Source organism: Paenibacillus massiliensis 2301065 = DSM 16942 (assembly GCF_000377505.1).
In the GTDB taxonomy this organism is placed as follows: domain Bacteria; phylum Bacillota; class Bacilli; order Paenibacillales; family Paenibacillaceae; genus Paenibacillus; species Paenibacillus massiliensis.
Genome location: NZ_KB898186.1, coordinates 279,652 through 305,906, shown reverse-complemented (window position 1 = coordinate 305,906; position 26,255 = coordinate 279,652). Strand labels below are relative to the sequence as shown.

Sequence of the window (26,255 nt, the reverse complement as noted above, 5' to 3'; positions counted from 1 at the left end):
CCTTACAATCGAGAGGATGGGTGTAATATTTATGCATGATGATGTTCAATTATTCCCGTTAACCAATGCCCAACAGCGAATTTGGTATACCGAGCTGCTGTATCCGAATACCTCCGTCTCTCTACTTCTAGGGACTGTAAAATTCAAAGGAAACATGAATCTGGATGCCTTGATGCGCTCCATTAATATGGTGATCGAGCAATACGATGCATTTCGCATTCGCATTACGTCCGAGAACGGGATACCTCTGCAATATGTCGTTCCTTTCGAATATAAGGAGTTCACTTGTCTGGATGCAGCCGATTTTGCTGGAGCAGACGAACTGAATGCCTGGCTGGAGCGTCATATCCAGACACCATTTGAGCTTCTGGAGAATGAACTCTTCCATTTCCTATTCATAAAAATCAGTGATGATGAGTACTGGTTGAGCGTCAAGATGCATCACATTATTTCGGATGGCATATCGATGGTACTATTCGGAAATCAGCTGACGGAATATTATATCGAATTCATCCGGGGCATGGCTCCATCCCTGGGCGAGAAGCACTCCTATATCGAATATATCGAGGCGGAGAATACATACGTGCAATCTGATCGCTTCGCCAAGGATAAGGCGTTCTGGAACGACAAATTTGCGGAGCTTCCAGACATGACAGGACTGAAGCCATACAATCCCTTACTGCTCAGTACCGCTGCCCGTAGAGAACACTTCACAGTAGACCGTGAATTATATAGGCAGATTCAGAAATTCTGTCAGGAGAACCGGGTCAGCTTGTTTCAATTTTTTATGGCGGCCATGTACATCTATATTCATAAGGCGACTGGCGAGAAGGACATCGCCATTGGCACCTCCTTTGCCAACCGTTCGACCAAGAAGGAAAAAAATACGGTAGGTATGTTCGTCAGCACCATCGCTGCTAGATCCCTTGTCGACCCTGGGATCGATTTGATGAGCTTTGTATTAAACGTAGCCAAGGAGCAAATGGCTCTGCTACGCCATCAAAAGTATCCTTATAACCTTCTCATTCAGGATTTAAGATCCTCTCAGCACCACAAGGACATTCAGCGCTTGTTCGGAGTATCTATGGAATATCGCCCGGTGAGCTGGGTGGACCTGGATGATGTTCGCATTCATACAGATTATGATTTTGGTGGAGACGAGGTTAATGATCTCGTGCTGCATATTGCAGAACTGCTGGATGAAGATCAATTGGTGCTGCATGTCGATTATCGCATTCACCTGTTTGACGCTGAGGAGATCGCCCACATCATTCGGCAGCTTATGTCTATATCTGAGTATATTGTGCGCAATCCCGCGCACAGCATCTCAGAGATTTCCCTAATGGATGAGCAAGAAGCCAATACCATATTGACGGTATTTAATGATACTCAAGCAGACTATCCTAGAGAGCATACCATTCATCGTATATTCGAGGAGCAAGTCATGCAGACCCCGGATCAAGTAGCCGTCATACTTGGCGACAACAGTCTCACCTACCGGGAGCTGAATGCCCGTGCGAACAAGCTCGCCCGTATGCTGAGACAGCAAGGTGTCCATGCAGATCAGCTCGTTGGTCTGATGGCAGAGCGCTCACTTGATATGATCGTAGGTATTCTGGCTATTTTGAAGGCTGGCGGAGCTTATGTTCCTATCGACCCAGAATACCCGGAGGAACGTATCCATTACATGCTGGAGGATTCCGGGGCAGAGCTGCTGCTGCTGCAGGGTCATTTGCAGGATCGTGTGCAGTTTGCCGGACGTATCGTATTCCTGGAGGATGTGACCTATAGCAACGAGGATGATACCAATCTGCCATCTATCAACACTCCAGCCGACCTTGCTTATGTCATCTATACATCAGGAACGACGGGCAAGCCAAAGGGTACGCTTATTGAGCATAAAAATGTGGTACGTCTTCTCTTTAACAGTCACAATCGCTTCGCATTCGGGCCAACCGATTCATGGACCATGTTCCACTCCTTCTGCTTCGACTTCTCGGTCTGGGAAATGTACGGAGCCCTACTATACGGCGGAAAGCTGGTCATGGTACCATCCCTTACTGCCAAGAATCCGGCACAGTTCCTGAAGCTGCTGGAAGAGCAGGAGATCACGATCCTGAACCAGACACCTACGTATTTCTATCAGTTGTTGCGCGAGGCGCTGGCTGCTCCGCAGCAAAAGCTGAGGGTGCGCCAAGTGATCTTCGGAGGCGAGGCCCTGAGTCCACAGCTCTTGAAAGAATGGCGGGCTGCCTATCCGAATACACAGCTGATCAACATGTATGGAATTACAGAGACAACGGTCCACGTTACATATAAAGAAATTACCGAAGTCGAGATTGAGCAGGCAAAGAGCAATATCGGCGGTCCTATTCCGACGCTAAAGGTGTACGTACTTGATGAGCACCGAAGACTGTTGCCGATTGGCGTAGCTGGGGAGATGTATGTAGCTGGAGATGGACTTGCGCGTGGTTACCTGAACCGCCCGGAATTGACAGCGGAGAAATTCGTGGACAATCCCTTTGAGCCCGGAGAACGAATGTATCGTAGCGGTGACCTCGCTCGCTGGCTGCCGGACGGTAACATCGAGTATTTGGGGCGCATTGACCATCAGGTGAAAATTCGTGGCTATCGGATTGAACTAGGAGAAGTAGAGACGCAACTCGCCAAAGTGGAGGAGATTCAGGAGGCCGTCGTACTGGCCAAGGAAGATACTCACGGAGAGAAGCAGCTATGCGCATACTTCGTGGCAAGTCGGCCTCTGACTGTCGGAGAGCTCAAAGACAGACTTTCGGAGAATTTACCAGCCTATATGCTCCCGGGCTACTTCATACAGCTTCCGAGCATGCCGTTAACATCCAATGGCAAGATTGACCGCAGGGCACTGCCAGCGCCTGAAGGCCATATGAACACGGGTGAAGCTTATATAGCACCTCGCAATGAACGTGAGGCACAGCTTGCACGGATCTGGGAAGGCATACTGGGGCTAACAGCTGTTGGCGTGAAGGATAATTTCTTCGAGATCGGGGGTCATTCCCTACGCGCTACGCTCATGACCGCCCGTATAGAGAAAGAATTAAATATGAACCTCTCTTTGCGAGAGGTATTCCAGGCACCGACTATTGAGCAAATGGCTCAGTTGTTGGAAGGAAGAGCACATAGCACATACACAGCTATCCCTGTTATTGAGACACAGGCGTATTACCCGGTCTCTTCGGCTCAAAAGCGGCTGTATCTGTTGAGCCAGCTTGAGGGTGGAGAGATTAGCTATAACATGCCTGGTGTGATGCTTGTTGAGGGTGATCTGGACCGTAAGCGTGTGGAGAAAGCCTTCCAACAGCTGATTCAGCGGCATGAAACATTAAGAACGAGCTTTGACGTCGTTGGTGGAGAGCCCGTACAACGTGTACACGCAGAGGTTCCATTTGCCATCGAGTACACTCAAGCGAAGGAGCAAGACGCAGAAGTCTGCATTAATCGTTTCATTAGAGCATTCGACCTTCAGACGGCTCCTCTTCTCCGTGTAGGATTGGTCGAACTGGACATGAATCGTCATTTGCTGCTATTCGACATGCATCACATTATTTCCGATGGAGTATCCATTCGTATTCTGGTGGATGAATTCAATCGCCTGTACGAGGGACTGGGTCTTCCCGCGCTACGAATACAGTACAAAGACTACGCAGGCTGGCAATTGAAGCAGGCACACACTGACCGTATGAGCACACAAAAGACATATTGGCTGAATGTGTACCAGGATGAATTACCGGTGTTGGAGCTGCCAACAGATTTTACAAGACCACCTGTCCAGAGCTTCGCCGGGAACTCAGTGGAATTTGTATTGGATCAATCCCGTACGGCGGCATTGCAGCAGCTTGCTACACAGACTGGCTCTACCTTGTTCATGGTACTTCTCTCGGCTTACACCGCATTACTTCATAAATACACCAGACAAGAAGACATCATTGTAGGCACACCCATTGCTGGCAGACCACACGCTGATCTGGACGGCATCATCGGAATGTTCGTGAATACACTGGCAATCCGTAGTTATCCGGCTGCGGATAAGACCTTCGTTCAGTATGTACAGGAAACAAAGGAAGCCTCCCTAAAAGCCTTTGAGCATCAAGATTATCCGTTCGAGGAGCTTGTAGACAAGCTGGATCTCCGGCGCGATCTAAGCCGCAATCCCCTGTTTGATACTTTATTTGTGCTGCAAAATGTTGAGCAAGATACGCAGGAGCTCGATGGCTTACAATTCAAGCCCTATCCTCATTCACATCAGACGGCCAAGTTCGATCTGACACTCCAGATCACCGAGGGCGTCAGCGAGCTGGCATGCAGCATGGAATATGCTACCTCGCTATTCCAGCAAGATACTGTGGAACGGTTGGCGCAGCACCTGCAGCAGTTGATTGACGTTATCATAGCTAGACCCGAGACGAAGCTGTCAGCGATTGAGATCATTACACCTCAGGAACGGGTACAGATTGTGGAGCAGTTCAATGCAACTGCAGCAGACTACCCACGCAATAGCACAATTCACCAGCTATTTGAGGAGCAAGCCGTATTGAATGGTACGCAGGTTGCTCTCGTATATGAGGGTGTTGAGCTTCAATACCACGAGCTTAACAGTCAAGCTAACCAGCTAGCGCGAACACTTAGAGAGCATGGCGTCGTTCGGGATCAACCTGTAGCGATCGCTGCCCATCGCTCGACTGAGCTGATGGTCGGTATTCTAGCCATTCTTAAGGCCGGAGGAGCTTATGTAGCTATTGATCCTGATTATCCAGCCGAGCGTATCAGCTACATACTGGAGGATTCGGGAGCACAGCTTCTGCTTACCCGTGGTCATGATCTGGATCGTACAGATATTGATTTTGTTGGCCAAATGCTTAATTTGAATGACACCGAGATCTACGCACAAGACGGATCGAACCTTGATCCCGTGAATATGCCTACTGATTTGGCTTATGTAATCTATACTTCAGGAACCACTGGCCAGCCCAAAGGCGTCATGATTGAACACCGGAATGTCGTGCGTCTGGTGAAAAATACGAATTATGCTGTGCTTGATGACAACACACGTATATTGCAGACAGGTGCGATTACGTTTGATGCGTCTACCTTTGAAATATGGGGAGCTTTGCTGAATGGCGGTCAGCTCTATCTGGCTAACAAAGATGTCATCCTGGACGCCTGCAAGCTGCAACAGACCATTGAAGATTATGGCATTACGACAATGTGGCTGACCTCCCCTCTCTTCAATCAGCTATCGCAGCAGAACAGCCAGCTGTTCCGTTCTATGAAGACATTGATTAGCGGCGGGGATGTACTCTCCGTGCAACATATTAACCGGGTACTTCAGGACAATCCAGCGCTCCACATTGTGAACGGCTACGGCCCGACTGAGAATACAACCTTCTCGACTACCTATCAGATCCCTGGCCTGCTCATGGAATCAGCACCCATTGGACACCCCATTAACAATTCTACAGCTTATGTTGTAGATAGCATGATGAAGCTTGTCCCAATTGGGGCCTGGGGTGAGCTGATCGTCGGCGGGGATGGTGTAGCACGTGGATACTTGAATCGTCCGGAGTTGACAGCAGAGAAGTTCCTGCAAGACCCGATTCGAGCAGATGAACGCTGCTATCGGACCGGAGACCTGGTGCGCTGGCGGCCTGACGGCACGCTTGAATTCAAAGGTCGGATAGATGAGCAGGTGAAAATCCGTGGCTATCGGATTGAGCTAAGCGAAATTGAGGCACAGCTGCTACAACTGGAGGAAATCCATGAGGCTGTCGTCATTGCACGTGAAGACGATCATGGACAAAAACAGCTGTGTGCCTACTTCACAGCCGATAGCCGGCTGAATGCACGTGAGCTACGGAGCACATTGGGCAACAAGCTGCCTAGCTATATGATTCCATCCTATTTCGTGCAGATCGAGCAATTGCCACTGACAGCCAATGGGAAGGTCGATCGCAGGATGCTGCCTGCTCCTGAGGTTAACGTTCATACCGGAAATGAATATGTGGCACCACGGACTGCGGTAGAGCAAGCACTGGCATCTGCCTGGCAGAGCGTGCTTGGTGTGCGTAATATCAGTATTCATGACAGCTTCTTCGATCTGGGTGGCGACTCTATCAAGTCGATTCAGGTATCCTCCAGGCTGTTCCAGTCCGGTTATCGTCTGGAAATGAAGGAGCTCTTCAAAAACCCGACAATTGCAGGCTTGAGCCCATATGTACAAGCAGCAGGTCGCGTTGCTGAGCAAGGTGTCGTTACAGGCTCTACTGCCCTGCTCCCTATACAACATTGGTTTTTTGAACAGTATGGAGCCTCTGCGCACCATTTTAACCAAGCAGTTATGCTATTCCGGGAAGATGGGTTCCAAGAAGCGGCGCTTCGTCGTGTCATGACTCGAGTTGTTGAGCATCACGATGCGCTACGTCTCGTATTTCGTCAGACGGATTCAGGATATCAGGCATGGAATCGCAGCATCTCGGATGGTGAATTATTCACCCTGGAGTGTCTTGACCTTCAAGGAGAGGCTAACCCAAGCGCAGCCATAGAGGCTAAATCCAATGAGATTCAAGGGAGCATGGATCTGACGAATGGTCCTTTGTTGAAAATGGGTCTGTTCCGATGCACAGATGGAGATCATCTGCTCATCGTTATTCACCATTTAGCTGTGGATGGTGTGTCGTGGAGAATTCTGTTCGAGGATATTTCAGCAGGCTATGAGCAGATCATGAATGGCCAGGAGATCCAGTCGCCGCTAAAGACCGATTCGTATCAGGCCTGGGCACAAGAGCTGTCACTGTATGCTGATGGGCAGGCTATGGAATCAGAGCGCATGTATTGGGAGCAATATCGTGATATCCAGCTTGAACCATTGCCCAAGGATGAGCCACTAGTTACGTCTACAATAAGTGACTCTGCTACGGTCACAGTTCAATGGAGCGAAGAAGAGACAGAACTCCTGCTTAGACAGGCTAACCGGGCCTATAGCACGGAGACGAATGATCTGCTTTTGACTGCACTGGGCCTAGCTATTCAATCCTGGTGCGGTATCGAGCAAGTGATGGTCAATCTGGAAGGACACGGACGGGAGCCGATAATCCCGGGGATTGATATCACGCGTACTGTCGGTTGGTTCACCACCCAATTCCCTGTTGTTCTGGATATGGGTCACAGTGAGCTGTCATACCAGATTAAGAAGATCAAGGAGAGCATGAGGATTATTCCTCATAAGGGGATCGGATTCGGCTTATTGAAGTACCTGTCCGAGCATACGGAGAAGAACTTCGATCATCTCAAGCCTGATATCAGCTTTAATTACCTGGGCCAATTCGACCAGGATCTGAGCAATAGCTCCTTGCGCCTGTCCCCTTATTCGACGGGTCGTGCAGTGAGTGAGCATACCGGGCAGGTCTATGCCTTGGACATGAACGGATTGATTACCGGAGGGATACTGCAGCTCGACATCAGCTATCGCCCTACCCAGTACCACCAAGAGACGATGGAGCACCTGGCTGGCCTTATTCACACATCCTTGCAAAATGTCATCCAGCATTGTGCAGCCAAAGAATTCCCAGAGCTGACGCCTAGCGACCTGCTACTGAAGGGACTTGGCATCGAGCAGCTTGAGCAGCTGTCAGAGCAGCATCGTCATATCGGCGAGATCGAGAATGCTTACAGGCTGACGCCTATGCAGAAGGGCATGTTCTTCCACAGCCTGCTGGAGCCTGATTCATCATCCTATTTTGAGCAGGCCACATTCGAGTGGCATGGCCCATTCGATCCGCAGGGCTTCAAGCAGAGTCTGGACGCTTTGTTACAAAGACATTCTGCACTTCGCACCAATTTTCATAATGGCTGGGGTGACCCGATACAGATCGTGTACCGTACCAGACACAGTGAGTTCAATTATGAGGATCTGAGCAATCTCGATGAGCTTCAGCGCGAAAGCAAGATTAAGCACTATATTGATAGCGATCGGACCAGGGGCTTCGATCTGACGCAAGATGTGCTACTCCGTGTATCTGTACTGAAAAAGGATAAGGACGATTATCTACTGATCTGGAGCTTCCATCACATCATCATGGACGGATGGTGTGTACCGCTCATCACGCGGGAAGTATTCGATGTCTATTTGGCTGCTCAGCAACAACAGACCGTTGAGCTGGCGCCAGCTGTGTCTTATAGCACTTATATCGAGTGGCTTGAGCGTCAGGACCATGAGTCCTCTGCTCAGTATTGGAATGATTATTTGGCTGATTACGAGCAACACACACAGCTTCCACAGGCGCTGCATAGCAGCAAGTCATCATCTTATGTCTCCAAGCAGCTGGCGTGCAGTCTGGGCACGGAACTAAGCAGGCGTATCGAGCAGGTAGCCAAAGGGCAGCAGGTGACGGTCAATACCCTGATGCAGACTGTGTGGGGTATTGTCCTGCAAAAGTACAACAACAGCAGAGATGTCGTCTTCGGCAGTGTTGTATCGGGAAGACCTGCCGAAATTCCAGGCATTGAGAGCATCATAGGCTTATTCATCAATACCATCCCAGTGCGTGTGAAGGCTGATGCTACTATACGTGTCTCCGAGCTTGTTAAGCACCAGCAGCAGCAATATCTGTCCTCTCACGCCCATGATACATTCCCTCTATATGAGATACAGGCGCAGACAGGACAGCAGCATTTGATTAACCACATCATGGTGTTTGAGAACTATCCCGTAGAGGAGCAGATCGAAGTGTTGGGTGGCGATCAGGCTGCCTTTGAAATTACAGATGCCGAGCTCTTTGAGCAGACGAATTATGATTTCAATTTGATCGTATTGCCAGGCGAGGAGTTCAATGTTGTATTCCGCTTCAATGAGCTTGTCTATACGCAGGCCAGTATTGAACAGATTCAGGGACATTTTGTTCATATGCTCAAGCAGGTGGTTAACCAACCGGATCTTCGTGTGGGTGAGCTAACACTGGCAACACCACATGAGGAAGCACAGCTGTCACTCCTCAGCCAAAATGCGGTGACAGCTTATCCGAAGGAGAAGACACTGCAGCAGCTATTTGAGGAACAGGTCCAGTCTACCCCTGACAATACAGCTCTCGTGTTCGGAGATGAGCAACTGACCTATAGACAGCTTAATGAGAAGGCCAATGGATTGGCGCATACACTACGTGCATACGGTGTCCAGGCTAATCAGCCTGTCGGAATTATGACGGAACGGTCACTGGAGATGATCATTGGTCTGCTTGCCATACTAAAAGCAGGCGGAGCCTACGTACCTATCGATCCGCAATATCCGGAGGAACGCATTCGCTTTATATTGGAGGATTCACATGCCACCGTACTGCTGGCTCATCCTCAGGTCAGGGATCGAGCGAAAGCGTTCAACGGACTCGTATTGGATCTATCCGCTGAGGGTAACGATCTGCACGACACTGGCAACCCGACACCTGTGAATGGTCCTGATTCGTTGGCATGCATCATCTATACTTCCGGCTCGACTGGTAAGCCGAAAGGCAACCTGACGATGCACTACAATATTAGTCGCGTCGTGAAGGACACGAACTATATCCGCTTCTCTCCACAGGATCGTGTCCTTCAGTTGTCCAGCTTTTCATTCGATGGCTCGACATTCGACATCTATGGGGCTCTTCTGAACGGAGCTTCTCTGGTGTTAATTCGCGGCGAACAGGTACTAGATGCACGAGAGCTGGCGGATGTGTTACAGACAGAGCACATTACGAAGTGCTTCATGACCACCGCCCTCTTCAATACACTCACAGATATTGATGTGAGCTGCTTCGACACGCTGGATACCCTGCTATTTGGTGGGGAGAAGGTGTCTGTTGGGCATGTGCGGAAGGCCTTGGCCAGACTCGGTCCCGGCCGCATCATTCATGTCTATGGACCGACGGAAAGTACAGTATTCGCCACCTACCATGCGGTGAACGAGCTGGACGAGGCCGCACAGACGGTGCCTATTGGCCAACCGATCAGTCATACTTCAGCCTACATTATGGATCTTGATCTTCATCCACTACCAGCAGGTGTCCCTGGAGAGCTATACATTGGCGGTGACGGTTTGGCCTTGGGCTACCTGAATCAAGCGGAGCTGACTGCCGAGCGATTCATTGCTTCTCCATTCGCAACGGGTGAACGTCTGTATCGGACAGGCGATCTGGCCCAAATGCGACCGGATGGTCAGATCGAGTATATAGATCGTATTGACGCACAAGTGAAGATTCGTGGGTATCGCATTGAATTGGGCGAGATAGAAGAGAATTTACGGAAGCTGAATTCGGTACAAGAAGCTGTCGTTGTCGTCTATGAGGATCGCACGGGACAGAAGCATCTGGCAGCCTACTATACCGCAGCCAGCACCTTGCTGTCCGAAGGTACATTGAAAGAGGAGCTAACACAAGTGCTGCCAGCTTATATGGTTCCAGCTTATTGGATTCAGCTGGATCGCTTGCCGCTGACTCCGAACGGCAAGATCGACCGTAAAGCATTGCCTGATCCACAAGTGAGCCGGGCAGACGGTGCACATCAGGAGCCACCAAGGACGCCAACCGAAGCACAGCTGGTGACCCTCTGGCAAGACGTGCTGGGACTCGACAGCGTGGGCATCAGAGACAACTTCTTCGAGCTTGGCGGTCATTCCCTGCGTGCAACCAATCTGGTTGCCCGCATCTCCAGGGAGATGAATGGACAGCTCGCCCTCAGAGAGATATTTCAGTTCCCGACCATTGAGCAGCTTGCCGGGCTACTGGATGACCGAGGACAGTCAGTTCACGTGTCCATTCCGCTTGTGGAGCAACGAGACTATTACCCTGTATCCTCGGCACAGAAGCGTTTGTACGTACTGAGCCAGCTGGAGGGCAGTGAGCTTAGTTACAATATGCCGGGCTCCCTGCTGGTGGAAGGACAGCTTGACCGAGCAAGGCTGGAAGAAGCCTTCCAGCAACTCATCGCTCGGCATGAGACCCTAAGAACAAGCTTCGAGATCGTCGACGGCGAGCCTGTACAGCGCGTACAGAATGAAGTGTCATTTATGGTGGAATACGAGCAGATCAGAGAAGAAGAGACATCAGAGCACATGCGTGCGTTCATTCGTCCCTTCGATCTCCAGCAGGCTCCACTGCTTCGAGTCGGCTTGCTAGAATTGGAGCCTGAGCGCCATCTGTTGCTGTTCGATATGCACCATATTGTATCCGATGGGGCCTCGATGGGCGTACTGGTGGAGGAATTCATCCAGCTGTACGAAGGGAATTCACTGCCAGCACTTCAAATGCAGTACAAGGACTACGCTGTATGGCAGCATTCCGAGCTTCATAGCGAACGCCTGTCTCAGCAGGAGGAATACTGGTTGAATGTGTTCCGTGGTGAGCTGCCTGTGCTCGACCTGCCTACCGACGGTGTCAGACCAGCGCTTCAAAGCTTCAAGGGAGACCAGATCGAATTCGTGATCGACGCCGCCAGAAGTGATGCGATCAGACAGCTTGCAGCAAGTACAGGATCTACCTTGTATATGGTGCTTCTATCTGCGTATACCTGCCTTCTGCACAAGTACACGGGTCAGGAGGATCTGGTTGTAGGTACCCCTATTGCGGGAAGACCACATAGTGAGCTGGAGCACCTGATCGGTATGTTTGTCGGCACACTGGCACTCCGTAACTACCCTTCTGGGGAGAAGACGTTCCTCGACTATCTGCAGGAGGTCAAGGAGAACGCCTTACGAGCCTACGAGCATCAGGATTACCCATTGGAGGAGCTTGTCTCGAAGCTGAATTTGAAAAGGGATCTCAGCCGTAATCCATTATTCGACACGATGTTCGCACTCCACAACTTTGAGCAGGTAGAACGGGGGATTGACGGTCTGTCCTTCAGTACCTACCCACACGAGCACCAGGTCGCCAAGTTTGACCTCATGCTCAATGTGACCGAGCAAGACAATGAACTCGCGTGCAGTCTCGAATATGCCACCGTGCTGTTCCGACCAGATACAGCTAAGCGGATCACAAGCCATTTCGTACAGATTCTTGATGCGGTGATTCATGCACCCGAGACGAAGCTGGCTGAGATCGACATGATTACGCCAGCAGAGCAGCTCGAGATTATGGAGCAATTCAACGCGACCATGGCCGACTATCCAAAGGATACAACGATTCATCAGCTGTTCGAGGCGCAAGTGGCCAGAACGCCTGAGCAGACCGCTATCATTTTCGAACACACTAGCATGACATATCAGGAGCTGAATGAACGTGCGAACCAGTTAGCCCGGACGCTGCGGGCCGCAGGTGTACAGGTGGATCAGCGTGTTGGACTGATGACGGAGCGGTCGCTAGAAATGATGGTCGGGATCTTCGCAATCTTGAAGGCCGGTGGAGCCTATGTGCCGATTGATCCGAGCTACCCGGAGGATCGTATCCGCTATATGCTGGAGGATTCGGGCGCACAGCTGTTGCTGCTGCCAAGTCATTTGCAACCACCAATTCAATTTGCTGGACAGACCTTGAAGCTCGACGAGGCGCAGTCATATCACATGGATGGTTCAAATTTGCAGCCGGTGGCTGGACCACTGGACATGGCCTATGTGATCTATACTTCTGGCTCCACAGGGAAGCCAAAAGGCGTGATGGTTGAGCATCGTTCGGTCATCAATCGCCTGAACTGGATGCTGGAGCTGTACCCGTTCGAACCAGGGGAAATCATCATGCAGAAGACAGCGATTACGTTCGACGTATCCGTATGGGAGCTGTTCGGCTGGTCGCTGGTGGGGGCAAGCCTGTGTCTGCTTGCGGTGGACGGAGAGAAAGACCCTGAGGTCATCCTAGACACCATTGCTACACACAGGCTTAGCAGAATCCATTTCGTACCGGCTATGCTGCATGTCTTCTTGGAGTTTGTTGAGCGTCAGGGCATACCAGCACAAAGCAAGTTATCTTCATTGAAGCTGGTGGCTACAAGTGGTGAGGCATTGACGCCATCTCAAGCTGAGAGATTCCATCAATATATCTCATCAGTCAGTCAGGCGAAGCTAGTGAACTTGTACGGTCCGACGGAAGCAACAGTCGAAGTATCCTATTTCGAGGTGCACCCGAACATCACTTATAGAGCGATCCCAATCGGTAGGCCGATCTCCAATATTCGACTTTATGTCCTTAGCGAGGGAGGAAAGCTGCAGCCAATTGGCGTGCCGGGAGAGTTATGCATCGCAGGGGTCGGTGTAGCCAGGGGCTATCTGAATCGTCCTGATCTAACCTCCGACAAGTTTGTAGCCGACCCATTTGTTCCAGAAGGGCGCATGTATCGCACAGGCGATCTTGTACGCTGGCAGGCAGATGGCAACATTGAATATTTGGGTCGTATAGACCACCAGGTGAAGATCCGTGGTTACCGGATTGAACTGGGCGAGGTTGAAGCGCAGCTGCTCAAGGTTAGTGCTATTCAAGAGGCTATCGTTGTGGCACGTGAAGAAGAGAATGGACAGAAGCAGCTGTGCGCCTACTTTACGGCAGATAGTGCCCTGGTAGTAAGCGAGCTTCGGGGAGCACTGGCGCAAGAGCTGCCAGGCTATATGATTCCATCATACTTCGTGCAGCTCACCCATATGCCGCTGAATGCAAATGGAAAAATCGACCGCAAGGCATTACCAGCACCGGAGAGCAGTCTGTCCATGGGACACGAATATGTCTCCCCACGGACAGCGATAGAAGAAGTACTCGCTGCAATCTGGCAAAGCGTACTCGGGATGGACAGAATCAGTATTCATGATAGCTTCTTTGATCTTGGAGGCGACTCCATTAAAGCCATACAGGTGTCCTCAAGACTTATGCAGGCGGGTTACAGGCTGGATATGAAACATTTGTTCAGATATCCTACGGTCTCGGAGCTCAGCCAGCATGTACAAGTTCTCGTTCACACCGCCGATCAAAGCGAGGTGGTTGGCGAGACGCTACTGCTACCGATCCAGCACTGGTACTTTGAGGAGACATCCACAGACCCTCATCACTTTAATCACGCGGTCATGCTGCATCAGGCGGAAGGGTTCGATCTCACTGCCCTTCACAAGACGATGACCCGAATTGTACAGCATCATGATGCACTGCGGCTTGTGTTCGGACAGACAGATGATAGATATCAAGCGATGATTCGAGGCATTGATGAGGGCGAGTTGTATACGCTGGATATTGCCGATCTTCGTAATGAAGCTGATTGCCATAATGTGATTGAGGCAAAGGCTAGCGAGATTCAACGCAGCATCAATCTGAATACGGGGCCCCTGCTGAAGCTCGGATTGTTCCACTGTTCGGATGGCGACCATCTGCTGATCGTGATTCACCATCTGGCTGTTGACGGTATATCGTGGCGAATCCTGCTTGAGGATATTGCTTCAGGGTATGAGCAAACGTTAACTGGGCAGGACATTCAGCTACCGCACAAGACGGACTCATTCCGCACCTGGGCACAGCAGCTGTCCTTGTATGCAGCAGGTCCAGCTATCGCATCCGAACGAGCCTACTGGCAGAACCTTGTGCAGACTGCCTCAGCCATTGCACCGCTACCAAAGGACGAGTCCCAGGATAGCCTGTTGCGGAGTCATGTCGATACTATTACTGTGCAATGGAGCGCCGAAGAGACCTTACTCCTGTTGCAGCAGGCTAATCAAGCCTATAACACGGAAGTAAGCGATCTGCTGCTCACAGCCCTTGGCATGGCTGTCCATGCCTGGACTGGAAGCAGTCAAGTATTAGTGAACCTGGAAGGCCATGGACGAGAGGCAATCGTACCGAATGTCGATATTACCCGTACTGTCGGCTGGTTCACAAGTCAGTATCCCGTGATACTGGATATCGGCTCTGGCCAGGGTGTATCAGGTAAGATCAAGCGTGTAAAGGAAGACCTGCGGCGCATACCGCATAAAGGCATCGGATACGGAATCCTGACCTATTTGTCTGGTGGCCAAGGAAGTGTTGACCATGATATGCTCCTACATCCAGACATCAGCTTCAACTACCTGGGGCAGTTCGACCAGGATATGGACAACAACAAGCTACAGATGTCATCCTATCCTGTGGGTGCCTCTCTAAGTGAGAAGCAGGCCCAATACTATGCACTCGATATTAACGGTATGATCTCGGACGGTGTACTGTCCTTAAGCGTCGCCTACAACAGACTTCAGTATCATCAAGGCACGATGGAACAGTTCTCTACCCTTCTCCAGGCGAAGCTCAGTGAAGTACTCTTACACTGTGCGAGCCAGGAGCAGCGAGAGCTGACACCAAGTGATCTGCTGCTATCCGAGCTCAGCATGGAGGAGTTGGAGCAGCTTGTGGGACAGACCCGCAAGATCGGCGAGATTGATAATGTGTACAGACTTACACCCATGCAAAAAGGGATGCTGTTCCATAGTCAACTGGAGCCGGAGTCAGCAGCCTATTTTGAACAGGTTACATTCGGTCTTGAAGGGCAACTGGATGCCGAAGTATTCGCCCAAAGTCTTCATGCTCTAATGCGGCGCCATGATATACTGCGTACCGGTTTTTATGATGGTCTGAATGAGCCAGTACAAATCGTCTATCGAAACCGGCCTTGTGGATTTCTTTACGAGGATCTGCGCCATATGCACAAAGCGGAGTGCGATGCATATATCGAAGCCTTCAGTAGCCGCGATACTAGGGACGGCTTCGATCTAATGCAGGATACACTCATGCGTGTATCCGTCTTCCGTACGGGGGAGCAGACATATCGACTATACTGGAGCTTCCATCACATCATCTTGGATGGCTGGTGCGTGCCACTGATGATGCAGGAGGTATTTGAGCACTACACGGCCATCCAACAGCATCGAGAGCCCAGCTTAACACCGGCTGTTCCTTATAGCAGATATATCGAATGGCTGGCGCAACAGCATGATGATGAAGCCTCCTCCTACTGGCTTCACTATCTTGAGGGATACGATCAGCAGACGCAATTGCCGCAGGATGCCGAGCACAGCATGGTAAGCAAGGACGCGGGCTATGTGCTTGAAGAATGGGTATGTGACCTAGGCGAGGAACTGACCCAGCGTATGGAAGCGTTGGCCAAAGAGCATCACGTCACCGTCAATACCTTGATGCAGACCGCTTGGGGTCTAGTTCTGCAACGATATAACGGAAGCCGTGATGTTGTATTCGGAAGCGTCGTATCCGGCAGACCAGCTGATATTTCCGGAATCGAGACGATGATCGGCTTGTTTATTAATACGATTCCGATTCGCATACGAACCAATGATGATGCTTCTTGCCTGGATGTGCTCAAGGCAGCTCAGGAGTCAGCTCTGGCATCGAGCACCTATGACACCTACCCGCTATATGAGATTCAGGCTCATGCTGAACAAAAGCAAGGCTTGATCTCCCATATCATGGTGTTTGAGAACTATCCGATGGAGCAGCAATTTGAACAGTCTACAAGCGCTAGTGAGGATGCTTTTGAGATCACGGACGTTCACATGTTCGAACAGACCAACTATGATTTCAACCTAATTGTTATACCGGGGCAGACCCTTCGAATCAGCTACCGCTATAACAATCTGATCTATCAGAAGTCCGTTGTTGAGCGAATCCAGGGACATCTCGTGCATGTTCTGGAGCAGCTTACAGCTCAGCCGAACATGCTGGTCAGCCAGCTTGAGCTGGTTACCCCGGCTGAACAATCGCAGCTGATTGGGCAATTGAATGCAACAGCAGCAGCGTATCCGAAGCAGCAAGCCATTCATCAGCTGTTCGAGGAGCAGGTGCTGCGAACACCTCATCACGTGGCGGTGGTACTCGAAGATCAGCAGTTAACCTACGGCGAGCTGAATGAACAGGCCAATCGGCTTGCCCATTATCTTCGCGCCGAAGGCGTCCAGTCCGAGCACATTGTCGGGCTGCTGGTCGAGCGTTCGCTGGAGATGGTCATTGGTATTATCGCCGCCCTGAAGGCTGGCGCTACCTATGTCCCGATCGACCCTGAGTACCCGGACGAGCGAATTCGCTATATCCTGCAGGACTCTGGGGCTAGCCTGCTCCTGACGCAAAGCCATCTGCGAGAGGAGAAGCCTGAGCTGGCAACCTTCGAGGGCAAGCTGGTGAGTCTGGATGATGCACAGGCCTACTCGGACGTATCGGATAATCCGAACGTGAGCGTTATGCCACATGACCTGGCCTATATCATCTACACCTCTGGCACAACCGGACTGCCTAAGGGGGCTATGATCACACACCAGGGACTCGTCAACTATATTTGGTGGGCCAAGAAGGTATACGTGGGTGAGGATTCGCTCGATTTCCCACTGTACTCGTCCATTTCCTTTGACTTGACGGTTACTTCGGTGTTCACACCGTTGATTACAGGCAACACGATCCGGATTTACGCCGGTCAAGATAAGGGCTTGTTAATCCAGCAGATCGTCGAGGACAACCAAGTCGACATTATCAAGCTGACGCCAACACACCTGAGTCTCATCAAAGACATGACTTGGGCAGCGGCAGGACGCTCCCGCATTCGGAAGCTCATCGTGGGCGGGGAGAATCTCAGCACCCATCTGGCGAGCAGCATCACAGAGCTGTTCGGCGGCGATATCCAGATCTTTAACGAATATGGGCCGACTGAGACCGTCGTCGGCTGCATGATCTACCGCTACGATCCAGTCCGGGATACACGGGAGTCTGTACCGATTGGCGTACCTGCTGACAATGTGAGCATCTATCTGCTAGACGCACAGGGTCATCCTGTACCGATCGGAGTGCCTGGGGAAATGTACATTGCCGGAGACGGTGTGGCACGAGGCTATCTGAACAGACCGGAGCTGACCGCGGAGAAATTCGTGGACAACCCGTTCGTACCAGGCGGTCGCATGTATCGTACTGGCGATCTGGCCCGCAGACTCGCTGACGGTCATATCGAATACCTGGGTCGGATGGATGAGCAGGTGAAGATTCGCGGCTACCGCATTGAGCTGGGCGAGATTGAAGCTCAGCTACTGAAGGTGGATGCTGTACAAGAAGTCGTTGTCACCGCCTATGCCGCCGAGGATGGCCAAAAGCAGCTGAGCGCCTATCTGGTCGCTGACCGGCTATTGACAGCGAAGGAGCTTCGTGGGGCGCTGTCCCAGGAGCTACCTGGCTACATGATTCCGTCCTATTTCGTGCAGCTGGAGCAGCTACCGCATACTCCGAACGGCAAGATTGACCGTAAGGCACTACCAAAGCCTGATAGTAGTCTCCCTACAGGAAGCGACTTCGTAGCCCCAAGGACGGCTGTAGAGCAAGCGTTGTCCGCTATTTGGCAGAGCGTGCTTGGCGTTGCAAGAGTCGGCATTCATGACAGCTTCTTCGACCTAGGGGGCGACTCCATCAAGTCTATTCAGGTATCTTCAAGAATGATGCAGGCTGGCTACAAGCTCGACATGAAGCACTTGTTCAGATATCCGACAATTGCAGAACTTAGCCCGTATGTTCAGACCCTTGTACACACTGCCGATCAAGAAGAAGTCGGCGGCGAGACACCGCTGCTCCCGATCCAGCACTGGTTCTTCGAGCAGACACCAGCAGATCCACAGCATTTCAATCATGCGGTCATGCTATATCGGGCAGATGGCTTTGAGCTGACGGCACTGCATCAGACGATGACGCGGATTGTGGAGCATCATGATGCACTTCGGCTTGTATTCCGTCTGACAGATAATGGATATAAGGCCATGAATCGCGGCATTCATGAAGGTGAGCTCTATACACTGGACGTTGCCGATGTCCGCGATGAAGCGGATTGTACTGCAGCGATCGAGGCAAAGGCTAATGCGATTCAGCGCAGCATCCAGCTGAATGAGGGACCTTTATTGAAGCTTGGATTGTTCCACTGCGCAGACGGGGATCACTTGCTGATCGTCATTCATCATCTGGTTGTGGATGGTGTGTCCTGGCGGATTCTGTTCGAGGATATTGCCAGCGGATATGAGCAAGCCATAAGCGGACAGGACATTCAGCTGCCATATAAGACAGACTCATTCCGCACCTGGGCGCAGCAGCTATCCTCATATGCCGCAAGCCCAGCCATCGAGGCGGAACGGGCCTACTGGCAACAGGTAAAACAGATGGCCTCAGCCATTGATTCGTTGCCGCAGGATTATGACCAGCCTATCGCTCGTGTTCAAGACACAGAGACGGTCATGGCCCAGTGGACTGAGCAAGAGACTTCTCAGCTGCTGACGCAGGCTAATCGCGCCTACAATACGGAAGTAAACGATTTGCTGCTGACGGCTCTGGGTATGGCAGTTCACGAATGGACTGGTATGGAACAAGTTATGGTCAGCCTGGAAGGACACGGTCGTGAGGCAATCATACCGAATATTGATATCAATCGAACCGTGGGCTGGTTCACCAGCCAATATCCAGTAGTGCTGAGGATCCAATCTGGGCAGAATGTATCGCGCCATATCAAACGCGTCAAGGAGGATTTGCGCTGCATCCCACATAAAGGTATCGGTTACGGCATACTCACATACTTATCCGGTAGCGGCGCGCATGAGCACCATGTATCTCCTCTACATCCCGATATCAGCTTCAACTATCTGGGGCAGTTTGATCAGGATTTGGACAGCAATGCCATACACATGTCCTCCTATCCAACAGGTGTGGCTATAAGCGAGAGCCACGTACGAAACTATGTGCTGGACATCAACGGCATGATTGTCGATGGCACGCTAAAGCTCGCTATCAGCTATAGCGGGCAGCAATATCGCAAGGAGACCATGGAGAAGCTAGCCGCTCTGATCCAGAGCAAGCTTCAGGAGATTATTCATAATTGCACAAGCAAGGAACAGGCAGAGCTGACACCAAGCGATGTGCTGCTGCAGGGGCTTGAACTGGACGAATTGGACAAGTTAGTGGAGAACACTCGACATATTGGTGAGGTTGAGAATGTGTACCAGCTTACGCCGATGCAGAAAGGAATGCTCTTCTTAAGCCTCACAGATTCGAATCCAGGCTCCTATTTCGAGCAGTCTGCATTCTCCATCCAGGGAGAGCTGAACATTCAGGCATTTTCACAAGCCTTGGATGCCTTGATGCAGCGACACGATGCCCTTCGTACAGGCATTTATCGTGGTATGGCCGAGCCTGTGCAGGTCGTGTATCGCCATAAGCGCAGCGCGTTTTACTTTGAGGATCTGCTCGAAATGGCTCCCGCCGAACGCAGTGCCTATGCAGACAGCTTCATCGTACAGGATCGATCCCAAGGATTCGATCTGACGCAGGATGCACTGTTACGTATCTCGATTCTCCGTGTTGGCAAGGACAGCTATCGTCTCATCTGGAGCTTCCATCATATTATTATTGATGGCTGGAGCGTGCCTCACCTGATGCAGGAGATCTTCGAGCACTATGCTGCGATTGTAGAGCAACGACAACCGGAGCTTGCTCCAGCACCATCCTACAGCACTTATATCGAATGGCTGGAGCAACGTGATCTGAACGCAGCAGCAGCATACTGGAGAGAATACCTCGAAGATTATGAGCAGCAGACTCTACTGCCACAGGACACGAATCATGGCAAGGCTGGCGAGTATGTACTAAGAGAGCTCATCTGTAACCTTGGTGAAGACATGACCAAGCGAATTGAACAGCTAGCCAAGCAACAGCAGGTAACGGTCAGCACTATTTTGCAGGCCGTGTGGGGTATTCTTTTACAGCGATATAATAACAGTCTTGACGTTGTATTCGGAAACATCGTATCGGGTAGACCTGCTGAATTACCAGGTATTGAGCACATGGTCGGCTTATTTATTAATACGGTCCCGGTTCGTGTTCGATCAGAGGAGCAGACGATTTTTGCACAATTACTGAGAACACAACAAGATCAATATCTGGCTTCACATGCTTATGATACGTATCCACTCTATGAAATTCAGGCGCAGACGGGTCAAAAGCAAAATCTGATTAGCCACGTCATGGTATTCGAGAACTATCCTGTTGAGGAACGCTTCAGCCAAATGGGCCAAGATGATGCGAGTGATCTAAGGATTTCCGATGTGACGATGTTCGAGCAAACGAACTATGATTTTGTGCTCACCATCGCACCAGGCACAGAGCTCAAGCTTCATATGAGATACAATGAGCTAGTATTTGATACGATGACGATTCAGCGAATTCAAGGACATTTGATTCGTCTGTTTGAACAAGTACTGGATCATCCATATGCTCGGCTCCGTGATTTGCAGGTGATTACGACACAAGAGGTAGAGCAAATTAGCAGCTTCCAGGGAGCTCCAGTTGACTACATGCACCATGCAACGCTTCATCAGATATTTGAAGCTCAAGCCGAGTCTAGACCGGAGAAAATAGCTCTCGTCTTCGAAGATCATCATCTGACCTACAAGGAATTGAACGAACGGTCGAACGCTCTGGCCCGCACTCTCCGTAACAAGGGAGTCCAGCCAGATCAGGTTGTAGGGATCATGGTAGAGCGTTCACTGGAGATGATCGTGGGTATTCTGGGCATACTCAAGGCGGGCGGTGCATATGTGCCGATTGATCCTGAATTCCCTGAAGAGCGCATTCGGTATATGCTGGAGGACTCTGGTGCACAATTGCTGCTCACCCGAGAACATGAGCTGGAGAAGACCCCATTTGACGGCAGCATGGTTAATCTCGATGATCCGTTGGTCTACCATATGGATCGAACGAATCTGGAGGCTGTCGCGGGGCCAACCCACCTAGCCTATGTCATCTATACTTCAGGCTCAACCGGCAAGCCAAAAGGGGTTATGATCGAGCATCGCTCCGCTGTTCATACTTTAAGTCAGTTGGAGCGCATGTACCCGATGCTGGACGACGATGCATTCCTGTTGAAGACGACATTCACATTCGACTTCTCTGTACCGGAATTGTTCAGCTGGTTCTTCGGTCAAGGTAAGCTGGTCATACTGCCTCAGGGCTTGGAGAAGGACCCGGCCGCGCTGCTGAAGGCTGTAGAGCAGCATCGAATTACACACTTGAATCTTGTACCTTCCATGCTCAGCATCCTGGTACAGTATATGAAAGAAGCGGGAGTAGAGCAGATGCGTGCATTGAAATACTTGTTCGCCTGTGGGGAGGCTCTGCCGGCTAAGCTGGTGGAGGAATACTACCAACTGACCCCGAATGCACAATTGGAGAATATTTACGGACCAACGGAAGCTACCGTCTACGCCACGAAATACTCAACAAGTCGCGACATTTTGCATGCGACTAATGTGCCGATCGGTCAGCCTTTTGACAATGTGCAGGTCTGGATCATGGACAGTACACAGCAGCTAGCTCCGATTGGTGTCGCTGGGGAACTGTGCATTGCTGGTGACGGCGTAGGCCGAGGATACTACAATCGTCCTGAGTTAACAGCCGACGTATTCGTCCCGCATCCCTTCATAGCAGGAGATCGGATGTACCGGACCGGCGATCTGGCAAGATGGTTGCCTGACGGCAATCTCGAATATTTGGGTCGGATCGACCATCAGGTCAAAATTCGTGGCTATCGAATTGAGCTGGGTGAGGTAGAGGCACAGATTCTGAAGCTTCCACCTGTACAGGAAGCGGTTGTCGTAGCACATGAGGATGAACAGGGTCAGAAGCAGCTGTGTGCTTATCTGGTGGCGAATCGCCAGTTGGCTCTTGGCGAGCTGAGAGGCGCTCTGATAGAGGGATTGCCTGCGTACATGATGCCAACTTATTTTATCCAATTAGAGCGTATGCCGCTGACGCCAAATGGCAAATTAGATCGCAAAGCACTGCCACAGCCAGAGAGCGTCGTACGCACCCATGGCGAATATATCGCACCTCGTACTCAACTGGAGAGCGAGCTGGCTACTGTATGGCAGGAAGTGCTTGGAATCGAAAAGATCAGTATGCAGGATAACTTCTTTGATCTTGGTGGTCACTCTTTAAAAGTACTGCAGCTTATCCAGCAGATCAGCTCTAAAATGAACGTGGCACTGTCGATTCATACTGTATTTAATGCACCTACGGTTCAGGACATGGCCCTGGAAATTGTAAAATCCGGATTTGCAGCAATCGCCGACCATGAAGAGAGTGAAATGATTCGACTGAATGAGCACGGCTCCATCCGCCTGTTCTCATTCCCGCCAAGAGTCGGCTATGGTCTGGGATATTATGAAATGGCCCGACAGCTTGAGCACACCAGCATCGTGTACGGCTTGGAGTTCATCGGAGATCGTTATACAGGTGAAGAAATGCTGGAACGATACGTTGATTCGATCGTGAGTGTCCAAAAGGAAGGTCCATATGTATTCCTCGGCTACTCGCTGGGTGGCAATTTGGCGTTCGAGGTAGCCAAAGCTATGGAACGTCGCGGTCACACCGTCTCTGATATCATCATGGTCGATGCATTACGCGAGACGAGCAAGGAGGTCATGTCACCGCAAGAGATCGATGATATTATTGATATGCTCCTTGTCAGTGTCTCTGAGAGCTACCGATCATTGCTTGAAGATCCGAGTGAACGTGAGAGGGTCCGGAACAAAATCAAGGCATATACCGAATACAGAAATGAGCTGATTAATGACGGCACTGTCAATGCCAATATTCACGGATTAGTTGCGAATGGCCTACAGACAGGACAGATGCGAGGCACTGATGAGCTATTATGGAGAAAAGCAACATCAGGGCATCATGCTGAGTATGACGTTATGGGTAGCCATGATGTATTGCTGGAAGCAGGCTTTATAGAAGCAAATGGACCTCTGATCCAGCAAATCATTCAAGAGATTGCAGGACGCATACTACAGACGCACACTACAGCCGAATAGCAACAACGGATCAGACATGTAATGAATATCAAAAAGCGTTACTGCTGTTAGCCCTCCTGCTGACAGCGGTAACGCTTGTTTTATGTGAAGAAAGGAACGCCGAGATACTGACTTAGAGAGAAGGAGCGTTCTCCACAGTCTTTGTCTGAGTAAGCGAAGATGGTTCATCCTCCGTATATCGAGGAAGTGTAGCCAGGTAATATACAGCTACAGCTAGTAGGCAACCACCGATAAGCAGGAACAACGCTTCAATGGAGATCGCAGCCGGGAAGCTGATTCCAATCATCCCCAGAGTAAACGAGTGAGATAACATCATCAGTGGATTAATCCATCCCTGCACACGTCCCATCATTTGCGGAGCAACGATGCGCGGCAGCCAACCGCCCAGACCAATATTCACGGCAGGTAAGGCAAAATATCCTAGAAAGCTAAAAACAAAAAAGCTGTATATATTGTTCATGAGCCCAGCAGCAGCGAGCATCACTCCACTGATCAGCAGACCAACGGATATAAGCTGATACAGCTTGAATCTAGAAGAGATCATTGAGGCTACGAGACTTCCTATTAATAGAGCTACACCGACAATCATCCCCATCCACACCGAGTACTGTTCATAGGTGTCGGGGACCAGCTTATATTTCAGAATGAAGATAGGCATGACACTCAATCCGCCATTAACTATACCGAACACAAAAAATCCCATAATCAGCGATAGTAACAATTTGCTTCTCAAGATGTATATGAAGCCTTCCTTGAAGTCACTCGCTATCATTCTGATGCCCATGTTCCTCCATCCACTCTCCCCATTAGGAATACGTGTCTTCTCCTCGATCGAGCAAGCTCGAATCAGAAAAGTCGCGACGGTGAAGGAGATCGCATCGATCAGGATCGCTCCCATAATTCCAATATTCCAATAGGCCACAGCGCCAAGAGCGCTGCCGAACAAGACAAATAGACTTCCCAGTGCTTGATTAAGACCCGCTGCAACTGTATAGGTTTCTTTGGACAGTATTCCTTGAATCAACGAGCTCTCGGCAGGAAGGAAGAATTTACAGACAGCACTTCGCAGAAATAAAAACATGAAAATCAGCGGCATCCAGTTCATCCAGATCGCTAGCAATAGACCGATGGATAGAATCGCACTAATTGAATTACAATGAGCAGCAATTTTCTGCCGATCGAGACGATCTACAACGACACCAACAAGGAGAAAGACCACCAGCGTTGGCAAAGAGTACATTAGCTCGGCTAAGGTTGCATAAGCTGGTTGATTGGAGAAACGATTAAGTAGATAGAACATAAATGCTGTCAGGCCAATCACATTGCCTAGCTGAAAAGTTAGACTAGCGAGAAACAGTTTTACATAACTAGAATTTCGAAATACCATCTTCAGTTGCTGCATGACACATCTCCTTCTTGGATCAGCTCGACCGTTCACTGGAATGATATTCTATTTCATCTAATTATTATGTTAATATATCCATCCAAATAAGTCTAACTATTCATGGTATCTCTGTTCTAATGTTGTGAACTATTTCTAAAAGGAATACCTTGGAACACAAAAAAAAGGACGGTTATCCCGTCCTGATACTTTGCAAGGCAGCTGTCACGCCTCAGTGTTCCGAGCCTGCCAGTAGAGGCTCCTGTATGATCTTGTCTTTACAATATCCTCAAAATATCCAATATACTCACAGCCGCTGCAGAGCAAGTGAAATGGGCATATTGCCTGAAATGACGTCAAAAGCACGCCTGATCGTCGTAGGCTCATTCAAGGCAGCGACAACGATAGCAGCTACATCCGCTCTAGGAATGGTGCGGCGGGACGCATCCTCTCCAATCTGAATTCCGCCTGTCGCCTCCTCATTTACCAATCCACCAGGACGGATAATAGTATAGTCCAGCTTACTATTCATCAGGATTCGATCCGCAAAGTGCTTCGCTACATAGTAAGGCTTGATCTCCTCTGGCCACTTCTCCCGCTGATCCGCATACATCGCACTTACCAAAATGAAGCGCTGGATGCCGGCCTGCTCCGCAGCCTCCATCGCCTTGACCGCGCCATCCAGATCAATCAGCAGGGTCTTGTCCGCTCCTGTATGTCCACCAGAGCCTGCGGTGAATACGATAGCCTCGCAGCCAGCCGCAGCCGTAGCGATATCTTCGACCGAGCCTTCCAGATCGGCAATAACCGTCTCCGCTCCCCATTGCTCAAGAGCAGGAGCCTGCTCCTCCTTGCGAATCATGGCTTTTGCAGAATGATTCTCATCCTTCTCCAGCAGCTGGACCACATGCTGTCCAATCTGACCGTTTGCGCCAATTACTAGTATCTTCATGATTGCTGCCTCCTTATCCTAGCGAGTAGGGTTCGATGATATACATGGATTCCAAACACAAAATTAGGCATCTCATTGTA

The 26,255-nt window shown here is 50.4% G+C and carries 3 protein-coding genes; 1 reads left to right on the top strand and 2 read right to left on the bottom strand.

What is annotated here, in order from left to right:
- Window positions 1–31: 31 nt before the first annotated feature.
- The gene (locus tag D328_RS0105190) at window positions 32–23,842 is read left to right on the top strand and encodes a non-ribosomal peptide synthase/polyketide synthase (protein ID WP_018883904.1); all 23,811 of its coding nucleotides are present in this window, start codon (window positions 32–34) and stop codon (window positions 23,840–23,842) included.
- Between the two features lie 112 nt (window positions 23,843–23,954).
- Here D328_RS0105190 and D328_RS0105185 read toward each other — a convergent pair whose 3' ends face one another.
- Window positions 23,955–25,244, bottom strand: a complete 1,290-nt coding sequence (locus D328_RS0105185) for an MFS transporter (protein ID WP_018883903.1) — start codon at window positions 25,242–25,244, stop codon at window positions 23,955–23,957.
- 286 nt (window positions 25,245–25,530) lie between these two features.
- On the bottom strand, window positions 25,531–26,175 hold the full coding sequence (locus D328_RS0105180) for an SDR family oxidoreductase (RefSeq protein ID WP_018883902.1): 645 nt from the start codon (window positions 26,173–26,175) through the stop codon (window positions 25,531–25,533).
- Window positions 26,176–26,255: the final 80 nt, after the last annotated feature.